Annotated in this window: 7 protein-coding genes; 4 read left to right on the plus strand and 3 right to left on the minus strand. The window is 65.3% G+C overall.

The window, feature by feature from the left end:
• Positions 1-168 precede the first annotated feature (168 nt).
• Positions 169-11,313, minus strand: coding sequence for a retention module-containing protein (locus GA645_RS20350; RefSeq protein WP_152224797.1), 11,145 nt, complete (start codon positions 11,311-11,313; stop codon positions 169-171).
• A 547-nt stretch (positions 11,314-11,860) separates the two neighbouring features.
• On the opposite strand from GA645_RS20350, the gene GA645_RS20355 reads away from it, so the two are divergent.
• The 3 genes from GA645_RS20355 (at position 11,861) to GA645_RS20365 (ending at position 16,838) form a co-directional block, all read left to right on the plus strand.
• Positions 11,861-13,153, plus strand: a complete 1,293-nt coding sequence (locus tag GA645_RS20355) for a TolC family outer membrane protein (RefSeq protein WP_372239768.1) — start codon at positions 11,861-11,863, stop codon at positions 13,151-13,153.
• Positions 13,154-13,317: 164 nt separating this feature from the next.
• Positions 13,318-15,480 (plus strand): type I secretion system permease/ATPase, encoded by a 2,163-nt coding sequence (locus tag GA645_RS20360; protein WP_152228221.1) that lies wholly within the window; start codon positions 13,318-13,320, stop codon positions 15,478-15,480.
• 5 nt (positions 15,481-15,485) lie between these two features.
• Complete coding sequence (locus GA645_RS20365; RefSeq protein WP_152224800.1) at positions 15,486-16,838, plus strand: HlyD family type I secretion periplasmic adaptor subunit; 1,353 nt, start codon at positions 15,486-15,488, stop codon at positions 16,836-16,838.
• Positions 16,839-17,021: 183 nt separating this feature from the next.
• Here GA645_RS20365 and soxR read toward each other — a convergent pair whose 3' ends face one another.
• Complete coding sequence (gene soxR / locus GA645_RS20370; RefSeq protein WP_152224802.1) at positions 17,022-17,492, minus strand: redox-sensitive transcriptional activator SoxR; 471 nt, start codon at positions 17,490-17,492, stop codon at positions 17,022-17,024.
• A 74-nt stretch (positions 17,493-17,566) separates the two neighbouring features.
• Here soxR and GA645_RS20375 point away from each other — a divergent pair, with 74 nt between their 5' ends.
• Positions 17,567-17,926 carry an antibiotic biosynthesis monooxygenase gene (locus GA645_RS20375; protein ID WP_152224804.1) on the plus strand — a complete coding sequence of 120 codons (360 nt, stop codon included), beginning with the start codon at positions 17,567-17,569 and terminating at the stop codon, positions 17,924-17,926.
• A 195-nt stretch (positions 17,927-18,121) separates the two neighbouring features.
• On the opposite strand, the gene GA645_RS20380 is transcribed toward GA645_RS20375, so the two are convergent.
• A complete protein-coding gene (locus GA645_RS20380) occupies positions 18,122-18,565 on the minus strand; it encodes an acetyltransferase (protein ID WP_152224806.1) in 444 nt (147 codons plus the stop codon).
• Positions 18,566-18,678 lie beyond the last annotated feature (113 nt).

Here is an 18,678-nt window from a genome sequence, read left to right on the forward strand (position 1 = left end):
TGCTTGTTGTTCGATGAAGAGGAAGGTGTGGCCCCGAGCATAGGTGGCAGCGAGGACACATCGCGATGATCATTCACCAGCCGTATAGGCTTGCCCCCACCCTCGTTGGGCGGGCAAAAACGAAACCGCCGCCCGGAGGCGGCGATTTCGCGGGTGAAGCGACGGCGGTCAGGCGTCCGTCTTGACCACGTGGTCGCCGAGAAGGCCGTCGAGCACCTTCTGGGTATCGCCCGCCGAGAGCACACCGCTACCCGCGTGGCCGGCGTACTTGGCGGACAGGTCGACGTTGGCCAGGTCGATGGTCTGGGTCACCGGGCCGGTGCCGGTGGGCATGACGCCGATGCTGGTGGTGCCGGAGGTCACCGTGAAGTTCAGGTACTGCGCCAGGGACGCCGAGTTGGCGTGCTCGCCCTGCAGCAGGTCGGCCAGGTTCAGCGTGTCACCTTCGGCGATGCTGAAGTCCTTGATCACATCGTGACCGGTGTCGCCCGCCTTCCAGACGAACTGATCCGCGCCGGTACCGCCGAACATGATGTCGTCGCCGGGGCCGCCGATCAGCGTGTCATTACCACCCTGGCCGAACAGCAGGTCGTTGCCGGCGCCCCCTTCGAGGATGTCATTGCCGCCACGGGGATCGCCGGCGACGTTGAGCTCCTGGGCATGGGCGGCGATGTAGTTGAGCAACTGTCCGGTGCTGGGCGCCGTCCCGCCGTTGGTGGCGGTCAGATAGTCCACCAGGGATTGGAGCCCACCGCCGTTGTGAGTGCCCGCGGCATGGCCCGCCCAGGCCAGATTATCGGTGTTGATGGAGTCGCCGAAGAGGATGTCATTGCCCGCGCCACCGATCAGATGGTCATTGCCGACCGGTTGTCCGACACCACCTTTATCCCCTACCAGCACGTCACTGCCACTGCCGGGGCCGCCCACGATATCGCCGCTCTTGTCGGCATCGAGCGGGTTCGGAATGGTGTGCGGGGTGGTCGAGGAGCCACTGTCGTCGGCATTGCTGCCCACCACCAGCAAGGTCGGCGTGTTCATTTCCAGGCCGAGATTCACCGTGGCATGGTCACCATCGCCGTCAGTCGCGCCAACGCCGAAGTGGAGCGCCAGATCAGGCGGCAGGATGGAGCGATCGGCGGAAACGGTCTGAACCCGGTAGTCGCCACTGCTGCTGCTCAGGATCACCGTGCTGAAGCCACTATCGGCCAGTTGGGCGGCCGACCCGGTGAGGAAGTGCCCATTGGTCAGCAGGTTCCAGGTCGTGGTGTCGCCCTCGCCGGTGCCGGTTGGCGGTACGTAGGTGCCAGTAGCCAACACCACCCCGGCGGTACTCAGCACACTCCAGGTAAGGGTGTCCTTGCTGGAGAGCTTCTGGACCTGGAAGGAGGCGTTGTAGACCGTATCGCTGAATGCAATGTTGAGGTGCTCGCCGGCATCGATGGTGTTATTCCCGACCCCCATGCCGTTGGAGGACGGGTTCACCAGAGCATCGGGACTGGTGAAGGTTGCCGCGAGTCCGGACGAGGTCAGGGTGAACGACGGTCCCGGCCCGCTCGCATTGATCTGGGTCAGGTCATAACCCACCGAAGCAGTAGGCCGCGAGTTGAGCACATCGAAGCTGTAGCTACCGTCGCCGTTGACCTGGAGGGTGAAGAAGATCTTGTTGTTACCGTCCAGGGCGGTCAACAGGGAGCCGCCACCCGTCAGGCTGGAGACCTCGTAGTGCAGGCCAGTGGGTGCGGTATTGCCGCTCAGGTCGAAGCCTCCGGAGCCGTCGGCGCCAAAATTGACATCCAGGGTGCCCGCCAGGTGGAAGCCCTTGGCATCGAAGACGTTCTGGATGGGCGGCTGGATGTTCACCACCGGGCCATCGTCGGCGAAGGCCACCTTGCCACCGAGGTCGAGGCTCGCCGAAGAGGTGGCCTTGTCACCGTCGAAGTCGGTGATGCTGGCTGTGCCCTGCAACTGCACCAGGCCCGCGTTGAGCACGGCCTGCTGGGTGTCATAGTTGCTATAGCTGCCCGGCAGTGCATGGTCGATCGCGCCGTACTGGTTCAAGGTGACGTCACCGGTACTGCTGTTCGCCGACAGCGCGAAGATGGTGTTGCCGGCGCCCACCAGACCGACGCTACTGGCCGTGCTGCCAACGACCTGGCCACTGATGGTGTACAGGTAGATGGCATGCCCGCCGCTGCTCAACCCGGAGAAACTTCCCTGCGCCACCCCCGTGCTCAGCTGCAGGGCATAGGTCCAGGTCACCGCCGATGCCGGGGTGTCGGCGCCAGCGCTCACCTGCATGATGTTGAAGGCACCGGAGAAGTTTGCGGTGGCGCTGTCGGAGATCGGATTGTTGCCGACAGGAATGGTCAGGTGATCATAGGTCAACAGGCTTCCCAGCTGCGCGCCGCTGAGGCCGATCGTGATGCTCGGGCCGTCGTCGTCGAAGGTCACCTTGCTGCCCAGATCGACGCTCGCCGTGGAGCTGGCCTTGTCGCCGTCGAAGTCGGTGATGCTGGCGGTGCCTTGCAGGCTCACCAGGCCAGCCCCCAGGGAGACCTGCAGGTCATGGCCTGGCTGGGTATGGTCGAGTTCGGCGTACTGGGTCAGGGTGACCTTGCCGCTGCCATCGACGCTCAGGCCGAAGATAGTGTTGCTGGCGTTCACCGCACCCTGGGTGCTGGCGGTGCTGCCCACGACCTGGCCGCCGATCTGGTACAGGTAGATCGCCTGGCCGGCGCTGGACAGCCCGGAAGCGCTGCCACCGGCAACGTCCAGGTGCACGGCGTAGCTCCAGCTCACCGCTGAAGCCGGGGCGTCGGCGCCGGCACTCTGCTGGGTGATGTTGAAGGCCCCGGAGAAGTCCACCGTGGCCTGGTCGGAGTTGTTGCCGATGGTCAGGGCGTCATGGGTCTCCAGCGCACCGATCTGGGCGCCGCTCGCGCCAACGGTGATGCTCGGGCCGTCGTCGTCGAAGGTGACCTTGCCACCGAGATCGAGGCTCGCCGTGGAGCTGGCCTTGTCGCCATCGAAGTCGGTGATGCTGGCCGTGCCTTGCAGGCTCACCAGGCCGCTGCCCAGGGAAACCTGCAGGTCATTGGCCGGCTGGGTATGGTCGAGCTCGGCGTACTGGGTCAGGGTGACCTTGCCGCTGCCGTCGACGCTCAGGCCGAACACGGTGTTGCTGGCGTTCACCGCACCCTGAGTGCTGGCGGTGCTGCCCACCACCTGCGTACCCATCTGGTACAGGTAGATCGCCTGGCCGGCGCTGGACAATCCGGAGGCGCTGCCGCCGGCAACGTCCAGATGCACCGCGTAGCTCCAGCTCACGGCAGAAGCCGGGGTATCGGCGCCCGCACTCTGACTGGTGACGCTGAAGGCGCCGGAGAAGTCCACCGTGGAGTGATCGGAGGCGTTGCCAATGGTCAGCGCGTCATGGGTTTCCAGAGCGGCGATCTGGGCGCCGCTCAGCCCCACGCTGATGCTCGGGCCATCGTCGTCGAAGGTGACCTTGCTACCCAGATCGACGCTTGCCGTGGAGCTGGCCGTGTCGCCGTCGAAGTCCGTGATGCTGGCGGTACCCTGCAGGCTGACCAGACCGCTGTCCAGGGAGATCTGCTGATCATGGCCCGGCTGGGTATGGTCGAGTTCGTGGTACTGGGTCAGGGTCACCTTGCCGCTGCCGTCGACGCTCAGGCCGAACACGGTATTGCTGGCGTTCACCGCCCCCTGGGTGCTGGCGGTGCTACCCACGACCTGGTCGCCGATCTGGTACAGGAAGATTGCCTGTCCGGCGCTGGACAACCCGGAAGCGCTGCCACCGGCAACGTCCAGATGCACGGCATAGCTCCAGCTCACGGCCGAAGCCGGGGTGTCGGCGCCCGCGCTCTGATTGGTGATGGTGAAGGCCGCGGAGAAGTCCGCCGAGGCGCTGTCGGAGTTACCGCCAATGGTCAGGGCGTCATGGGTTTCCAGAGCACCGATCTGGGCGCCGCTCGCGCCAATGGTGATGCTCGGACCGTCGTCGTCGAAGGTGACCTTGCCGCCGAGGTCGAGGCTCGCGGTGGAGCTGGCCTTGTCGCCGTCGAAATCGGTGATGCTGGCGGTGCCTTGCAGGCTCACCAGGCCGCCGCCGAGGGAGACCTGCAGGTCATGGCCCGGCTGGGTGTGGTCGAGCTCAGAGTACTGGGTCAGGGTGACCTTGCCGCTGCCATCGACACTCAGGCCGAACACCGTGTTGCTGGGGTCCACCGCCCCCTGGGTGCTCGCGGTGCTGCCCACGACCTGGTCACCCACCTGGTACAGGTAGATGGTCTGGCCGCCACTGGTCAGGCCGGAGGCCGTGCCCGCGCTCACATCCAGGTGTACGGCGTAGCTCCAGCTCACGGCGGACGCCGGTGCATCGGCACCCGCACTCTGACTGTTAATGCTGAAGGCGCCGGAGAAGTCCACCGTGGCGCTGTCGGAGTTGGCGCCGATGGTCAGGGCGTCATGGGTTTCCAGACCGCCCACCTGGGCGCCGCTGAGACCCACGCTGATGCTCGGGCCATCATCGTCGAAGGTGACCTTGCCGCCGAGATCGAGGCTCGCCGTGGAGCTGGCCTTGTCACCGTCGAAGTCAGTGATGCTGGCGGTGCCCTGCAAGCTGACCAGGCCGCTGTCCAGGGAGATCTGTTGGTCATGGCCCGGTTGGATATGGTCGAGCTCGTGGTACTGGGTCAGGGTCACCTTGCCGCTGCCGTCGACGCTCAGACCGAAGATGGTGTTGCTGCCATCCACGCCGGCCTGGGTACTCGCGGTACTGCCCACGACCTGGTTGCCAATCTGGTACAGGAAGATCGCCTGGCCGGCGCTGGACAGCCCGGAGGCGGTGCCGCCGGCAACGTCCAGGTGCACGGAGTAGCTCCAGCTCACCGCTGAAGCCGGGGCGTCGGCACCCGCACTCTGATTGGTGATGCTGAAGGCACCGGAGAAGTCCGCCGAGGAGCTGTCGGAGGCGCCGCCGATGGTCAGCGCGTCATGGGTTTCCAACCCACCGAGCTGGGCACCGCTCAAGCCAATGGTAATGCTCGGGCCGTCATCGTCGAAGGTGACCTTGCCACCCAGATCGAGGCTCGCCGTGGAGCTGGCCTTGTCGCCGTCGAAGTCGGTGATGCTGGCGGTGCCCTGCAGGCTGACCAGGCCAGTGCCCAGGGAGACCTGCAGGTCATTGCCCGGCTGGGTGTGGTCGAGTTCGGCGTACTGGGTCAGGGTGACCTTGCCGCTGCCGTCGACACTCAGGCCGAACACGGTGTTGCTGGCGTTCACCGCACCCTGGGTACTGGCGGTGCTGCCCACAACCTGATCGCCAATCTGGTACAGGAAGATTGCCTGTCCGGCGCTGGACAACCCGGAAGCGCTGCCACCGGCAACATCCAGGTGCACGGTGTAGCTCCAGCTCACGGCCGAAGCCGGCGTGTCGGCACCCGCGCTCTGATTGGTGATGCTGAAGGCGCCGGAGAAGTCCACCGTGGCATGGTCGGAGTTGTCACCGATGGTCAGGGCGTCATGGGTCTCCAGAGCGTCGATCTGTGCGCCGCTCAAACCCACACTGATGCTCGGGCCATCGTCGTCGAAGGTGACCTTGCCGCCCAGATCGAGGCTCGCGGTGGAGCTGGCCTTGTCACCGTCGAAGTCGGTGATGCTGGCCGTGCCCTGCAGGCTCACCAGGCCGCTGCCGAGGGAGACCTGCAGGTCATGGCCCGGCTGGGTGTGGTCGAGCTCAGAGTACTGGGTCAGGGTGACCTTGCCGCTGCCATCGACACTCAGGCCGAACACCGTGTTGCTGGGGTCCACCGCCCCCTGGGTGCTCGCGGTGCTGCCCACGACCTGGTCACCCACCTGGTACAGGTAGATGGTCTGGCCGCCGCTGGTCAGGCCGGAGGCCGTGCCCGCGCTCACATCCAGGTGTACGGCGTAGCTCCAGCTCACCGCCGAGGCCGGTGCATCGGCACCCGCACTCTGATTGGTAATGCTGAAGGCGCCGGAGAAGTCCACCGTGGCGCTGTCGGAGTTGTCGCCAATGGTCAGCGCATCATGGGTTTCCAGACCGCCCACCTGGGCGCCGCTGAGGCCCACGCTGATGCTCGGACCATCGTCGTCGAAGGTCACCTTGCCGCCCAGGTCGAGGCTTGCAGTGGAGCTGGCCTTGTCACCATCGAAGTCGACGATGGTTGCAGTGCCCTGCAGGCTCACCAGACCGCTGTCGAGGGAGACCTGCTGGTCATGACCCGGTTGGATATGGTCAAGCTCGTGGTACTGGGTCAGGGTGACCTTGCCGCTGCCATCGACGCTCAGGCCGAACACGGTGTTGCCGGCATCCACACCGGCCAGGGTGCTGGCGGTGCTGCCCACTACCTGTGAGCCAATCTGGTACAGGTAGATCGCCTGGCCGGCACTGGAGAGTCCGGAGGCCGTGCCGCCGGGCACATCCAGGTGCACGGCGTAGCTCCAGTTCACCGACGAGGCCGGAGTATCGGCGCCCGCGATCTGCTGGGTGACGACGAAGGCGCCGGAGAAGTCCACTGTGGCGCTATCGGAGGCGCCACCGATGGTCAGGGCGTCATGGGTCTCCAGATTGCCCACCTGGGCATCGCTGAGGCTGATGTTGCTGCTCGGGGTGTCGTCGTCGAAGGTGACCTTGCCGCCGAGATCGAGGCTCGCCGTGGAGCTGGCCTTGTCGCCGTCGAAGTCGGTGATGCTCGCCGTGCCATGCAGGCTCACCAGGCCGCTGTCCAGGGAGACCTGCTGATCATGGGCGGGCTGAATGTGGTCGAGTGCGGCGTACTGGCTCAGGGTGACCTTGCCACTGCCGTCGACGCTCAGGCCGAACACGGTGTTGCTGGCGTTCACAGCCGCCTGGGTGCTCGCGGTGCTGCCCACAACCTGGTCGCCGATCTGGTACAGGTAGATGGCATGGCCGCCGCTGGACAACCCGGAAGCGCTGCCGCCGGGAACGTCCAGGTGCACGGTGTAGCTCCAGCTCACGGCCGAAGCCGGGGTGTCGGCGCCAGTGCTTTGCTGGGTGATGCTGAAGACGCCGGAGAAGTCCACCGTGGAATGGTCGACGGCTCCGCCGATGGTCAGGTGATCATGGGTTTCCAGACCGCCCACCTCACCACCGCTGAGGCCGACACTGATGCTCGGGCCGTCATCGTCGAAGGTGACCTTGCCGCCCAGATCGAAGCTCGCCGTGGACGTGGCCTTGTCACCGTCGAAGTCGGTGATGCTGGCGGTGCCCTGCAGGCTCACCAGGCCGCTGCCCAGGGATATCTGCTGGTCATGGCCCGGCTGGGTATGGTCGAGCTCGGCGTACTGGGTCAGGGTGACCTTGCCGCTGCCATCGACGTTCAGGCCGAAGATGGTGTTGCCGGCGTTCACTCCCGCCTGGGTGCTCGCGGTGCTGCCCACGACCTGAGAACCGATCTGGTACAGGTAGATCGCCTGGCCGGCGCTGGACAGCCCGGAAGCGGTGCCGCCGGCAACATCCAGGTGTACGGCGTAGCTCCAGCTCACCGCTGAAGCCGGCGTATCGGCGCCGGTGCTCTGCTGGGTGATGCTGAAGGCGCCGGAGAAGTCGACCGTGGCGCTGTCGGAATTATCGCCGATGGTCAGCGCGTCATGGGTTTCCAGGCTGCCCACCTGGGCACCGCTGAGCCCCACGCTGATGCTCGGACCATCGTCGTCGAAGGTCACCTTGCCGCCCAGGTCGAGGCTTGCAGTGGAGCTGGCCTTGTCACCATCGAAGTCGACGATGGTTGCAGTGCCCTGCAGGCTCACCAGACCGCTGTCGAGGGAGACCTGCTGGTCATGACCCGGTTGGATATGGTCAAGCTCGTGGTACTGGGTCAGGGTGACCTTGCCGCTGCCATCGACGCTCAGGCCGAACACGGTGTTGCCGGCATCCACACCGGCCAGGGTGCTGGCGGTGCTGCCCACTACCTGTGAGCCAATCTGGTACAGGTAGATCGCCTGGCCGGCACTGGAGAGTCCGGAGGCCGTGCCGCCGGGCACATCCAGGTGCACGGCGTAGCTCCAGTTCACCGACGAGGCCGGAGTATCGGCGCCCGCGATCTGCTGGGTGACGACGAAGGCGCCGGAGAAGTCCACTGTGGCGCTATCGGAGGCGCCACCGATGGTCAGGGCGTCATGGGTCTCCAGATTGCCCACCTGGGCATCGCTGAGGCTGATGTTGCTGCTCGGGGTGTCGTCGTCGAAGGTGACCTTGCCGCCGAGATCGAGGCTCGCCGTGGAGCTGGCCTTGTCGCCGTCGAAGTCGGTGATGCTCGCCGTGCCATGCAGGCTCACCAGGCCGCTGTCCAGGGAGACCTGCTGATCATGGGCGGGCTGAATGTGGTCGAGTGCGGCGTACTGGCTCAGGGTGACCTTGCCACTGCCGTCGACGCTCAGGCCGAACACGGTGTTGCTGGCGTTCACAGCCGCCTGGGTGCTCGCGGTGCTGCCCACAACCTGGTCGCCGATCTGGTACAGGTAGATGGCATGGCCGCCGCTGGACAACCCGGAAGCGCTGCCGCCGGGAACGTCCAGGTGCACGGTGTAGCTCCAGCTCACGGCCGAAGCCGGGGTGTCGGCGCCAGTGCTTTGCTGGGTGATGCTGAAGACGCCGGAGAAGTCCACCGTGGAATGGTCGACGGCTCCGCCGATGGTCAGGTGATCATGGGTTTCCAGACCGCCCACCTCACCACCGCTGAGGCCGACACTGATGCTCGGGCCGTCATCGTCGAAGGTGACCTTGCCGCCCAGATCGAAGCTCGCCGTGGACGTGGCCTTGTCACCGTCGAAGTCGGTGATGCTGGCGGTGCCCTGCAGGCTCACCAGGCCGCTGCCCAGGGATATCTGCTGGTCATGGCCCGGCTGGGTATGGTCGAGCTCGGCGTACTGGGTCAGGGTGACCTTGCCGCTGCCATCGACGTTCAGGCCGAAGATGGTGTTGCCGGCGTTCACTCCCGCCTGGGTGCTCGCGGTGCTGCCCACGACCTGAGAACCGATCTGGTACAGGTAGATCGCCTGGCCGGCGCTGGACAGCCCGGAAGCGGTGCCGCCGGCAACATCCAGGTGTACGGCGTAGCTCCAGCTCACCGCTGAAGCCGGCGTATCGGCGCCGGTGCTCTGCTGGGTGATGCTGAAGGCGCCGGAGAAGTCGACCGTGGCGCTGTCGGAATTATCGCCGATGGTCAGCGCGTCATGGGTTTCCAGGCTGCCCACCTGGGCACCGCTGAGCCCCACGCTGATGCTCGGGCCATCGTCGTCGAAGGTGACCTTGCCGCCCAGATCGAGGCTCGCCGTGGAACTGGCCTTGTCGCCATCGAAGTCAGTGATGGTCGCCGTGCCCTGCAGGCTTACCAGTCCGCCATCGAGGGAAACCTGCTGGTCATTGCCCGGCTGGTTATGGTCGAGTTCGGCATACTGGGTCAGGGTCACCTTGCCGCCGCCGTCGACGCTCAGGCCGAACACGGTATTGCCGGCATTCACTCCCGCCTGGGTGCTGGCGGTACTGCCCACCACCTGGGAGCCGATCTGGTACAGGTAGATCGCCTGACCCGCGCTGGACAGTCCGGAGGCGGTGCCGCCCGGAACATCCAGGTGCACGGTATAGGTCCAGCTCACGGCCGAAGCCGGGGTGTCGGCGCCGGTGCTCTGCTGGGTAATGCTGAAGGCGCCGGAGAAGTCGGCCGTGGAGCTGTCGGAGTTGGCGCCGATGGTCAGCGCATCATGGGTTTCCAGACCACCGATCTGCGCGCCGCTCAGGCCGATCGTGATGCTCGGACCATCGTCGGTGAAGCTGACGCGGCCACCCAGGTCCAAGGTGCTGGAAGAGGTCGCGCTGTCGCCGTCGCGGTCGGTGACGACCACGGTCCCTTGCAACTGCACCAGGCCCAGGTCGAGCACGGCGTGCTGGCTGGCGAAGTTGGCATCGCTGCCCGGCTGCGCGTGGTCGATGGCGCTGTACTGGGTCAGCGTGACCACACCGGAGTTGCTGTTCACTGACAGCGAAAAGACGGTGTTTTGCACCGTGATGCCGGCAATGCTGGCCGAAGTGGAGGCGACGATGACGCCGCCTACGTTGTGCAGGTAGATGGCGGCGCCGCCGCTGGTCAATCCGGAGTTGCTGCCATCGGCACCGACCAGCTTGAGGCTGTAGGTGAGCGCGGTGCTGCCGGCCCCATCGGCGCCGTAGTTGGTGTTGACCTGGAAGGCCCCACTGAAATCGACGCTACTGTGATCGGAAGCCCCACCCACTGTCGCCGCGTCGTGCGTTTCCAGCGAGCCGGACACACCGCTGTTGGCGGACAGCTCAGCCTGCGGCACCGAGTCGACGATGCCGACGGCCAGGTTACTGGTGGTGCTCACCCCGGTGCCGTCCGTGACGGTGTAGGGCACGTTGATGGTCAGGGTGTCCTGCCCCGCGGTCGGATGGTCGATCGGCTGCAGCAGGGTGAGCTGGACGGCACCGGTATTGATGTCCGTCAGCGTCAGGGTGAACACCGGAGTGCCATTGGCGCTGGCCGTGAGCGTATGGCCGTCGGGGCTGACGGTGTAGGTCAGCGGCACGCCGCCGGAAGTGATAGTGGGCAGGCCGGCGGTACCCCAGGAGAAAGTACCTACCCCGTGATTGCCGAAGCTGTAGTTCAGGCTGCTGCTCTGCGTCGCGCCACCGGCGCCGCCCAGGGAGTCCTCGCCGATACTGACGGTACCGGGGCCGGAAGCGGGTTGATCATCGACCCGGCCGCCAACGCGCGGCTCCAGGAACAGAGGCCCCCATGTCAGCGGCCCGGTGGGATAGCCGATATCCGGACCGACATGCCCGGCGACTTCCGTCAGGAGTACGAAGGAATGCCCGCCACCCGGCTTGCCGTTGGCGGCGCCTGCGGCACCGGCGCTCGGGCCGGCGGCAGTGGCTTCGGCCGCCTTGGTCGGGTCCACGCCCGCCGCGATGGCCGCTTGCAGGGCCTTCACGTCAGTGACGTCCTGCTTGCTCGGTGTTGCGGGATGCTGGGCGACGGCTTGCTGCTGACCGTCCTGTGCGTGGTGAGCGGCAGACTGCAGCTGCGCGGTCATGGGGAGGGAGCTGTCGCGCCCGAGGGTGATTTCGCCGCCGCCGGCTATTTTCAGCACCACTGAGCCGTGGGCACCGGTGACCAGCTGTTCGCCGACGAACACCTTGTCTCCCTGGCTCAGAGGACGACGCGATCCATCGGCGGCTACCGCAAACACTTCGCCGACCACTTTACTGACGACACCCATCAACGTAGCCATGAGTCCTTCCTCCGCTCCACTGCCCAACCGGTCCTACCGGAAAGCAGGCGTCCGAAACAGGCCAAGGCACGCTTGTATTCGGATGTTGCGAAGAAAGTTGCGAAGGTGGCGAAAAGGACTGGTGGCGTCTCAGCATCAAAAAGCCAGCGACATTTTTTTGTCACTCTGACGACGCTTTTTCGTGTCCTTCTGCTGTAGTCCCCGCCCTAACTGCTCCAAACCGTACCTGGCTTCGTTCGCAAGCGCCGTCCAGCCCATACTCAGGAAACACCGGGGCTTGCAGGCTTAAACAATGTGCTGCTTTTCAGATGTGTCATAAGACTTTTTCAGAATAAGCCTTGTGAAAAATTCTTCTGAGCTGCCCGGAAAGTTGTTCTTAGCTGTGATGTTACAGGCGTGAAACGCTTGATAAGAGAAAAAAGCCAATAAATTGGCGCCTAAAGAGCATCGAAGGTAAGAAAACGCTAGGAGCAGAACCATGCGCAGTCGTAACGCGGCACTATGGAGCGGTGTAGTTATGGCAGCGTCATGCGCCCATGGGCAGGCCATGACACTGACCGAAGCCATACAAAGCACACTGCAATATCACCCGGAAGTCAGCCAGAGCGTGAACAGCCGCCTGACCGCCGATGAAGAACTCAAATTCGCCAGGGGCGGCTACCTGCCCACTGTCGACCTGATTGCCGACTATGGCCGGCAGAACACCGACAGCCCGACCACCCGCTCCAACAATCCCAACAATGGCGACCAGACCCTGACCCGCGGCGACTCCGAGATCCGCCTGCGGCAGATGCTGTTCGACGGCTTCGGCACGCCCAACGAGGTCCAGCGCAACGAGGCCAACGTCAACTCCAAGGCCTTCCGCATCCTCGGCACCTCGGAAACCGCCGCCCTGCGCACCGTCGAGGTCTACCTCGATGTACTCAAGCGCCGCGAGATGGTGACCCTGGCCAAGAACAACCTGCAGGCCCACGAGCGTATCGGCGACCAGATCCGCCTGCGCAGCGAGCGTGGCGTGGGCAGCACCGCCGACAACGATCAGGCCGTCGCCCGCCTGGCCCTGGCGCAGAACAACCTCTACACCGAAGAGGTGAACCTGGCCGACGCCGAGGCCAGCTTCTATAGCGCCACCGGCCGGATGCCCGACCAGTTGGAAGCCCCCTCCACCGTCAAGGCCGAAGTACCGCCGGACCTCCTGGTCGCGCGGCAGAACATGCTCAGCGACAACCCGCTGCTGAAATCCGCCCAGGCCGACGTGAACGCCGCCCAAGCCCAGTACGAAGCAGCCAAGGCGCCCTTCTACCCGCGCTTCGACGCTGAACTGGCCAAGTCGGCCAACCACAACGTCGATGGTGAAGAGGGCTACTACAACAGCTGGGAAGCCCAGGTGGTGATGCGCTACAACCTGTTCAACGGCATGCGCGACAAGGCCCACCTGAACGCCACCTCGCACCAGATTGGCGAGGCCCAGGACGTGCGCAACAACGCACTGCGCCTGATCAACGAGAACCTCTCGCTGGCCTGGGACGCGATGGAGAACGCCAAGAAGCAGACCCCGCCGGCCCGCGAATACGCCGACTACTCCCGCAAGGTACGCGAGGCGTACCAGCAACAGTTCACCCTCGGCCAGCGCACCCTGCTCGACCTGCTGGACAGCGAGAACGAACTGTTCACCGCCAACCGTCGCTACACCGAGGTCCGCTACACCGAGGAATTCTCGATGTACCGCGTGCTCGCCAGCATGGGCGGACTGCTCCGGTCCCAGCACGTGGTGGCGCCGCACGAGTCCGTGGCCCTCACGGATGTGAAGAACGAGGCACGCCTGCCTGACCTGAAATAAGAAGGTCGCTGACGACCGTCCTCCGTACCCCGTGCCATCCGGCCACGGGGTGGCGGTCGTAAAGCGATACGACAGCGTGCACGGAACCGTCGTGCGGCGAAATGCCGGGGCACCCCGCGGGGGGCGGCCAGCGGCGACTCGGTCCGGGAGGAAGTAGCGTGACCATGATCATCCAGGAGCGCGGCACACCCGCGCCCGGCGACCCACGCCTGAGCCATGACGACCCCCTGCTCGACGGCCTGCTGATCCTCTGTCGCCTGCATGGCTGCACGGTCAGCCGCAACAGCCTGTCGGCCGGTCTGCCACTGCGCGACCAACGCCTGTCGGCCAGCCTGCTGCCCCGCGCGGCGGCCCGCGCCGGATTGCAGGGGCGCCTGCTGCGCCGCGAACTGAAGAGCATCTCCAGCCTCAACCTGCCAGTCCTGCTGCTGCTCAACGACGGCCGCAGCGCCGTGCTGCGCCAGTGGCGCGACGACGGCCAGGCGCTGATCCTGCCCTGCGAGACCGACGGTGGCGAGCAGTCCGTCAGCGCCGACGAACTGGCCGCCCAGTACAGCGGCCAGGCCTTGTTCGCCCGCCCGCGCCATGAACTGGAAGCCGCGCGCAAACCGCTGGTGCCGCGTGTCGAAGCCTGGTTCCGCGACACCCTCAGGCTGTCGCGCTGGCTGTACACCGATGCAATGGTCGCCAGCCTGCTGATCAACCTGCTGGGCATGCTGGTGCCGCTGTTCGTCATGCAGACCTACGACCGCGTGGTACCCAACCAGGCGCTCTCGACGCTCTGGGTGCTGGCCGCCGGCCTGCTGCTGGGAACGATGTTCGAACTGCTGCTGCGGATACTGCGCTCCAACCTGCTGGACATGGCGGGCAAGAAGACCGACGTGGTGCTTTCGGCGACCCTGTTCGAACGCATCACCGGCATGTCGATGATCGCCAAGCCGGAGACGGTCGGCGGCTTCGCCCAGAGCATCCATGACTTCCAGGGCCTGCGCGAATTCCTCACCGCACTGACCCTGACCAGCCTGATCGACCTGCCCTTCTCTCTGCTGATGATCCTGGTCATCGGCCTGCTCGGCGGCTGGCTCATCGCGATCCCGCTGCTGGCCTTCCCAATCACCATCGTCTTCGCCCTGATCATCCAGAGCCGCCTGCGCGACACGGTGCAGAAGAGCCTGGCACTGGGTGCCGAACGCCAGGCACTGCTGATCGAGACCCTCGGCGGCCTGGAAACCCTCAAGGCCTGCGGTGCCGAGAGCGAGCGCCAGTACCGCTGGGAAAGCACCCACGGCGCCCTGGCGCGCCTGGACAACCACGCCCGCTTCCTCTCCGCGCTGGCCGCCAACGGCACCCTGTTCCTGCAGCAGTTCGCCGGCATGGCGATGATCTGCGCCGGGGTCTACAGCATCCTCGACGGCAACCTCAGCGTCGGCGCACTGGTTGCCAGCTACATGCTCAACAGCCGCGTGCTGGCGCCGCTCGGGCAGATCGCCGGACTGATCACCCGTTACCAACAGGCGCGCCTGACCATGACCAGCACCGACGCGCTCATGGCCCTGCCGCAGGAACGCCAGCCACGCCAGCGCCCGCTGGAGCGCACGCAACTGCACGGCGCCCTGGAAGTGCGCCAGCTCAGCTTCAGCTACCAGGGCCAGAGCGCCCCGGCGCTGAGCCACGTCAGCCTGCGCCTGTCCCCCGGAGAGAAGATCGGCATCATCGGCAAGAGCGGCTCCGGCAAGAGCACCTTCGGCCGCCTGCTGATGGGTTTCTACCAGCCCGAGGAAGGGCAGATCCTGGTCGACGGACTGGACCTGCGGCAGATCGATGTCGCCGACCTGCGCCAGCAGATCGGCTATGTCGCCCACGACCTGCCACTGCTGGCCGGCAGCCTGCGCGACAACCTGACCCTCGGCGCGCGCTACATCAGTGACGCACGGATGCTCGAAGTGGCCGAAATGACCGGCGTCAGCGAACTGGCCCGGCAGCATCCGGCGGGCTTCGACCGCCCGGTGGGCGAGCGCGGCCAACTGCTCTCCGGCGGCCAGCGCCAGGCCGTGCTGATGGCCCGCGCACTGCTGCTCGACCCACCGATCCTGTTGCTTGACGAACCCACCAGCGCCATGGACAACAGCAGCGAAGAAATCCTCCGCAAGCGCCTGCATGAAACCTGTCGCGACAAGACCCTGCTGCTGGTCACCCACCGTACCTCGATGCTCAGCCTGGTCGACCGCCTGCTGGTGCTCGACAGCGGCCGCATCGTCGCCGACGGCCCCAAAGACGCGGTCATCGAAGCATTGCGCAAGGGCCACGTCGGCCCGGCAGCGGGGTAATCGCCATGCAGTTCTCCCAATCGATCCGCGACTACCTCGGCGGCAACGGCGCCCGCGATACCGAGTTCATGCCGGAGGTCCAGGGCACCCTGCTGGAAGACTCGCCCAACGCCACCCGCATCACCCTGTGGGCAGCACTCGGGCTGCTGGTGGCAGCCATCACCTGGGCCTACTTCGCCAATATCGAAGAAGTGACCAAGGGCGAAGGCAAGGCCATCCCCTCCTCCAAGGTGCAGACCATCCAGAACCTGGAGGGTGGCATCATCTCGGAGATCTTCGTCCGCGAAGGCCAGGTGGTGGAAAAGAACCAGCCGCTGCTGCGTCTGGATGACACCCGCTTCGTCTCCAACAAGGGCGAAACCGAGGCCGACCGCAACTCCCTGGAGGCCCGCATCGAGCGCCTGAGCGCGGAAGCCGAAGGCCGGCCGCCGGTGTTCACCGATGCGTTGAAGAAAGACGCGCCGCAGGTGGTGGAAGACCAGTTGGCCCTCTACCAGACCCGCCAGCAGCGCCTGGCCAGCGAGCTGAACATCCTCCAGGAGCAACTGCGGCAGAAGACCCAGGAGCTCCAGGAGTTTCGCGCCAAGCAGCAGCAGTACCGCTCGAGCCTGGGCCTGGTGCAGCAGGAGATCAACATGTCCGAGCCGCTGGTCAAAAGCGGCGCCGTCTCCCCCGTGGAACTGCTGCGCCTGCGCCGCAGCTCCGTGGAGATCAGTGGCGATCTCAATGCGACCAGTCTGGCCATCCCCCGCGCGGAAGCGGCAGTCAACGAAATCCAGCGCAAGGTCGAGGAGTCGAAACTGGGCTTTCGCAGCGACGCGCTGAAAGAGCTCAACGAAGTCCGCACCGACTTCAACAAACTCACCGCCACCAGCCGCGCCATCGACGACAAGGTCAACCGCACCCTGGTGGTCTCGCCCATGCGCGGCATCGTCAAGCAACTCAAGGTCAACACCATCGGCGGCGTGGTGCAGCCGGGCAGCGACATGGTCGAGATCGTCCCGCTGGAGGACAACCTGCTGGTGGAAGCGCGGGTGCGCCCACAGGACATCGCCTTCCTCCACCCCGGCCAGAGCGCCACGGTGAAGTTCACCGCCTATGACTACACGATCTACGGCGGCCTCAAGGCCAAGCTGGAACTGATCAGCGCCGACACCATCACCGACGACAAGGGCAACAGCTTCTATCTGATCCAGGTGCGCACCGACAAGAACCACCTGGGCACCGACGCCAAGCCGTTGCTGATCATCCCCGGCATGGTGGCGACGGTGGATATCACCACGGGCGAGAAGAGCGTGCTCGATTACATCCTCAAGCCGGTGCTGAAAGCGCGGTGGGAGGCTCTGCGGGAGCGGTGAGTTCCGGGGGCTCCGTGCGCGGGCTCGCCCCTCACCCAGCCCTCTCCCGAGGAGAGGGGGCAGTATGTGCCGACTGGACGGGTGACGCTCCTCCGGGATCACGGCATCCGGCGAACTCTACGGACACACTTCACTCGGGACAGTCCCCTTTCCCCCTGGGAGAGGGTTAGGGCGAGGGGCTCTTCAACCGCCCTCCTGCTCCCCCCGCCAATGCGCCCCCGGCCCCTCCTCTGCCAGGCAATCTCCCGGATTACGCAACGGGCAAGCCTCCATCGACAGACAACCGCAACCAATACAGCCGTCCAGCTGATCGCGCAGCAACAGCAGCTTCTCGATCCGCTCGTTCAGATCGTCCCGCCAACGCGCGGACAATCGCGCCCAGTCCGCCGCCGTCGGATTGTGGCCGCTGGGCAACGAACCCAGCGCCTCGGCGATTTCGCCCAGGGGGATGCCAACTCTTTGCGCAACCTTGATCACCGCCACCCGCCGCAAGGTTTCACGGGGATAGCGGCGCTGATTGCCGGCATTGCGCGTACTGCTGATCAATCCCTTGGCTTCGTAGAAATGCAGTGCGGAGACTGCAACGCCGGAGCGCTTGGCCAGCTCGCCGACACTCAGCTCCCGGTGGAGCGAACAGATAGAAGATTCTTTCATGGGCTATTGACCTCAACTTAAGTTGAGGTTTTACCCTCGCCAGGCATTCGATTCAAGACAGGGAGCCAAGGAACATGACCCAGCCCAGCTCGATTCACGCCAAGGCCTGTGTGGACAATCCGCACTTCGTGCTGCAGATCGAAATCGGCGTGACACCTCAGCAGCGCTCGCAGATCGCGGCAAAGCTGGGGAATTACCTGGAGCATCTCCAACAGCTTTTTTCCCTGCGCCCCGGCTACCTCGCCAGCGAACTGCACGCCGAGGACGAATCGCAGCGCCTGATCGGTCGCCTGCACTGGCGCCGCCGCGAAGACTGGGAAGCCGCCTGGGATTGCCGCAGCACCGCCAGCGACCTGTTCGCCGACAGCCTGCTCAAGCTCGGCGCACGGAGCATCCGCTTCGGCAGCGGCGAGACGGAGCAAGTGCAGGCCTAGGGCGTACAACCGTTCGCGGTTGTACGCCGATGTACCCGGCTCGTCGGCGGCTCTGCGATCAAACTCGAAGCACCCTGAAATCAGGGGCAAACGGCGCATAACGTGGAACGTTATACGCCCTACGGAACTGCACCTGCAGGAGCGCCCCATGGGCGCGATCGCGGGCATGGCCCGCTCCTACAGGGGAATGCGGACTTACTCGCCATCCGGCAGGCTCATGTGCAACAGCGGGAATGGCCGCCCTTCACCATCGGTGGGCGAGCGCCCGGTCTGGACGAAGCCGTAGTGCCGATAGAACCCCACTGCCTGAGGATTCTGTTCATTGACGTCGACACTTAGCGTACCGCGCAATTCGCGCGTGAAATCGAGCAGCGCGCGGCCGAGGCCGCGCCCCCGACAGTCCGGATCGATGAAGAGCATTTCCACATGCCGTTCATTGAGCCCGATGAAACCCAGCGGGCGGTCGTCGTTGTCCACCGCCACCCAGACCTCGACGGCGGGCAGGTAGAGGTCACGGACCTGGGGTAGCAGGTCGTCGATGTCCGACGCCTGGAGGAAGTGATGGGTCGCGCGCACGGCGCGCAGCCAGATGTCGAGCAGGCGCGGGTTGTCCGCAGCAATGCGTTGGCGAATGAGCATGAATTCATCCTGAATCAGCAGATCACAAAGGGATAGCACGCCACGCAGGGTGACGGCCGTTGGAGCGTCGGCAGCATGAATGCCCGCTTCGCGATTCAACGCCTGGGCGGAGC

The sequence above is a fragment of the Pseudomonas sp. SCB32 genome (genome assembly GCF_009189165.1).
Lineage (GTDB): Bacteria > Pseudomonadota > Gammaproteobacteria > Pseudomonadales > Pseudomonadaceae > Pseudomonas.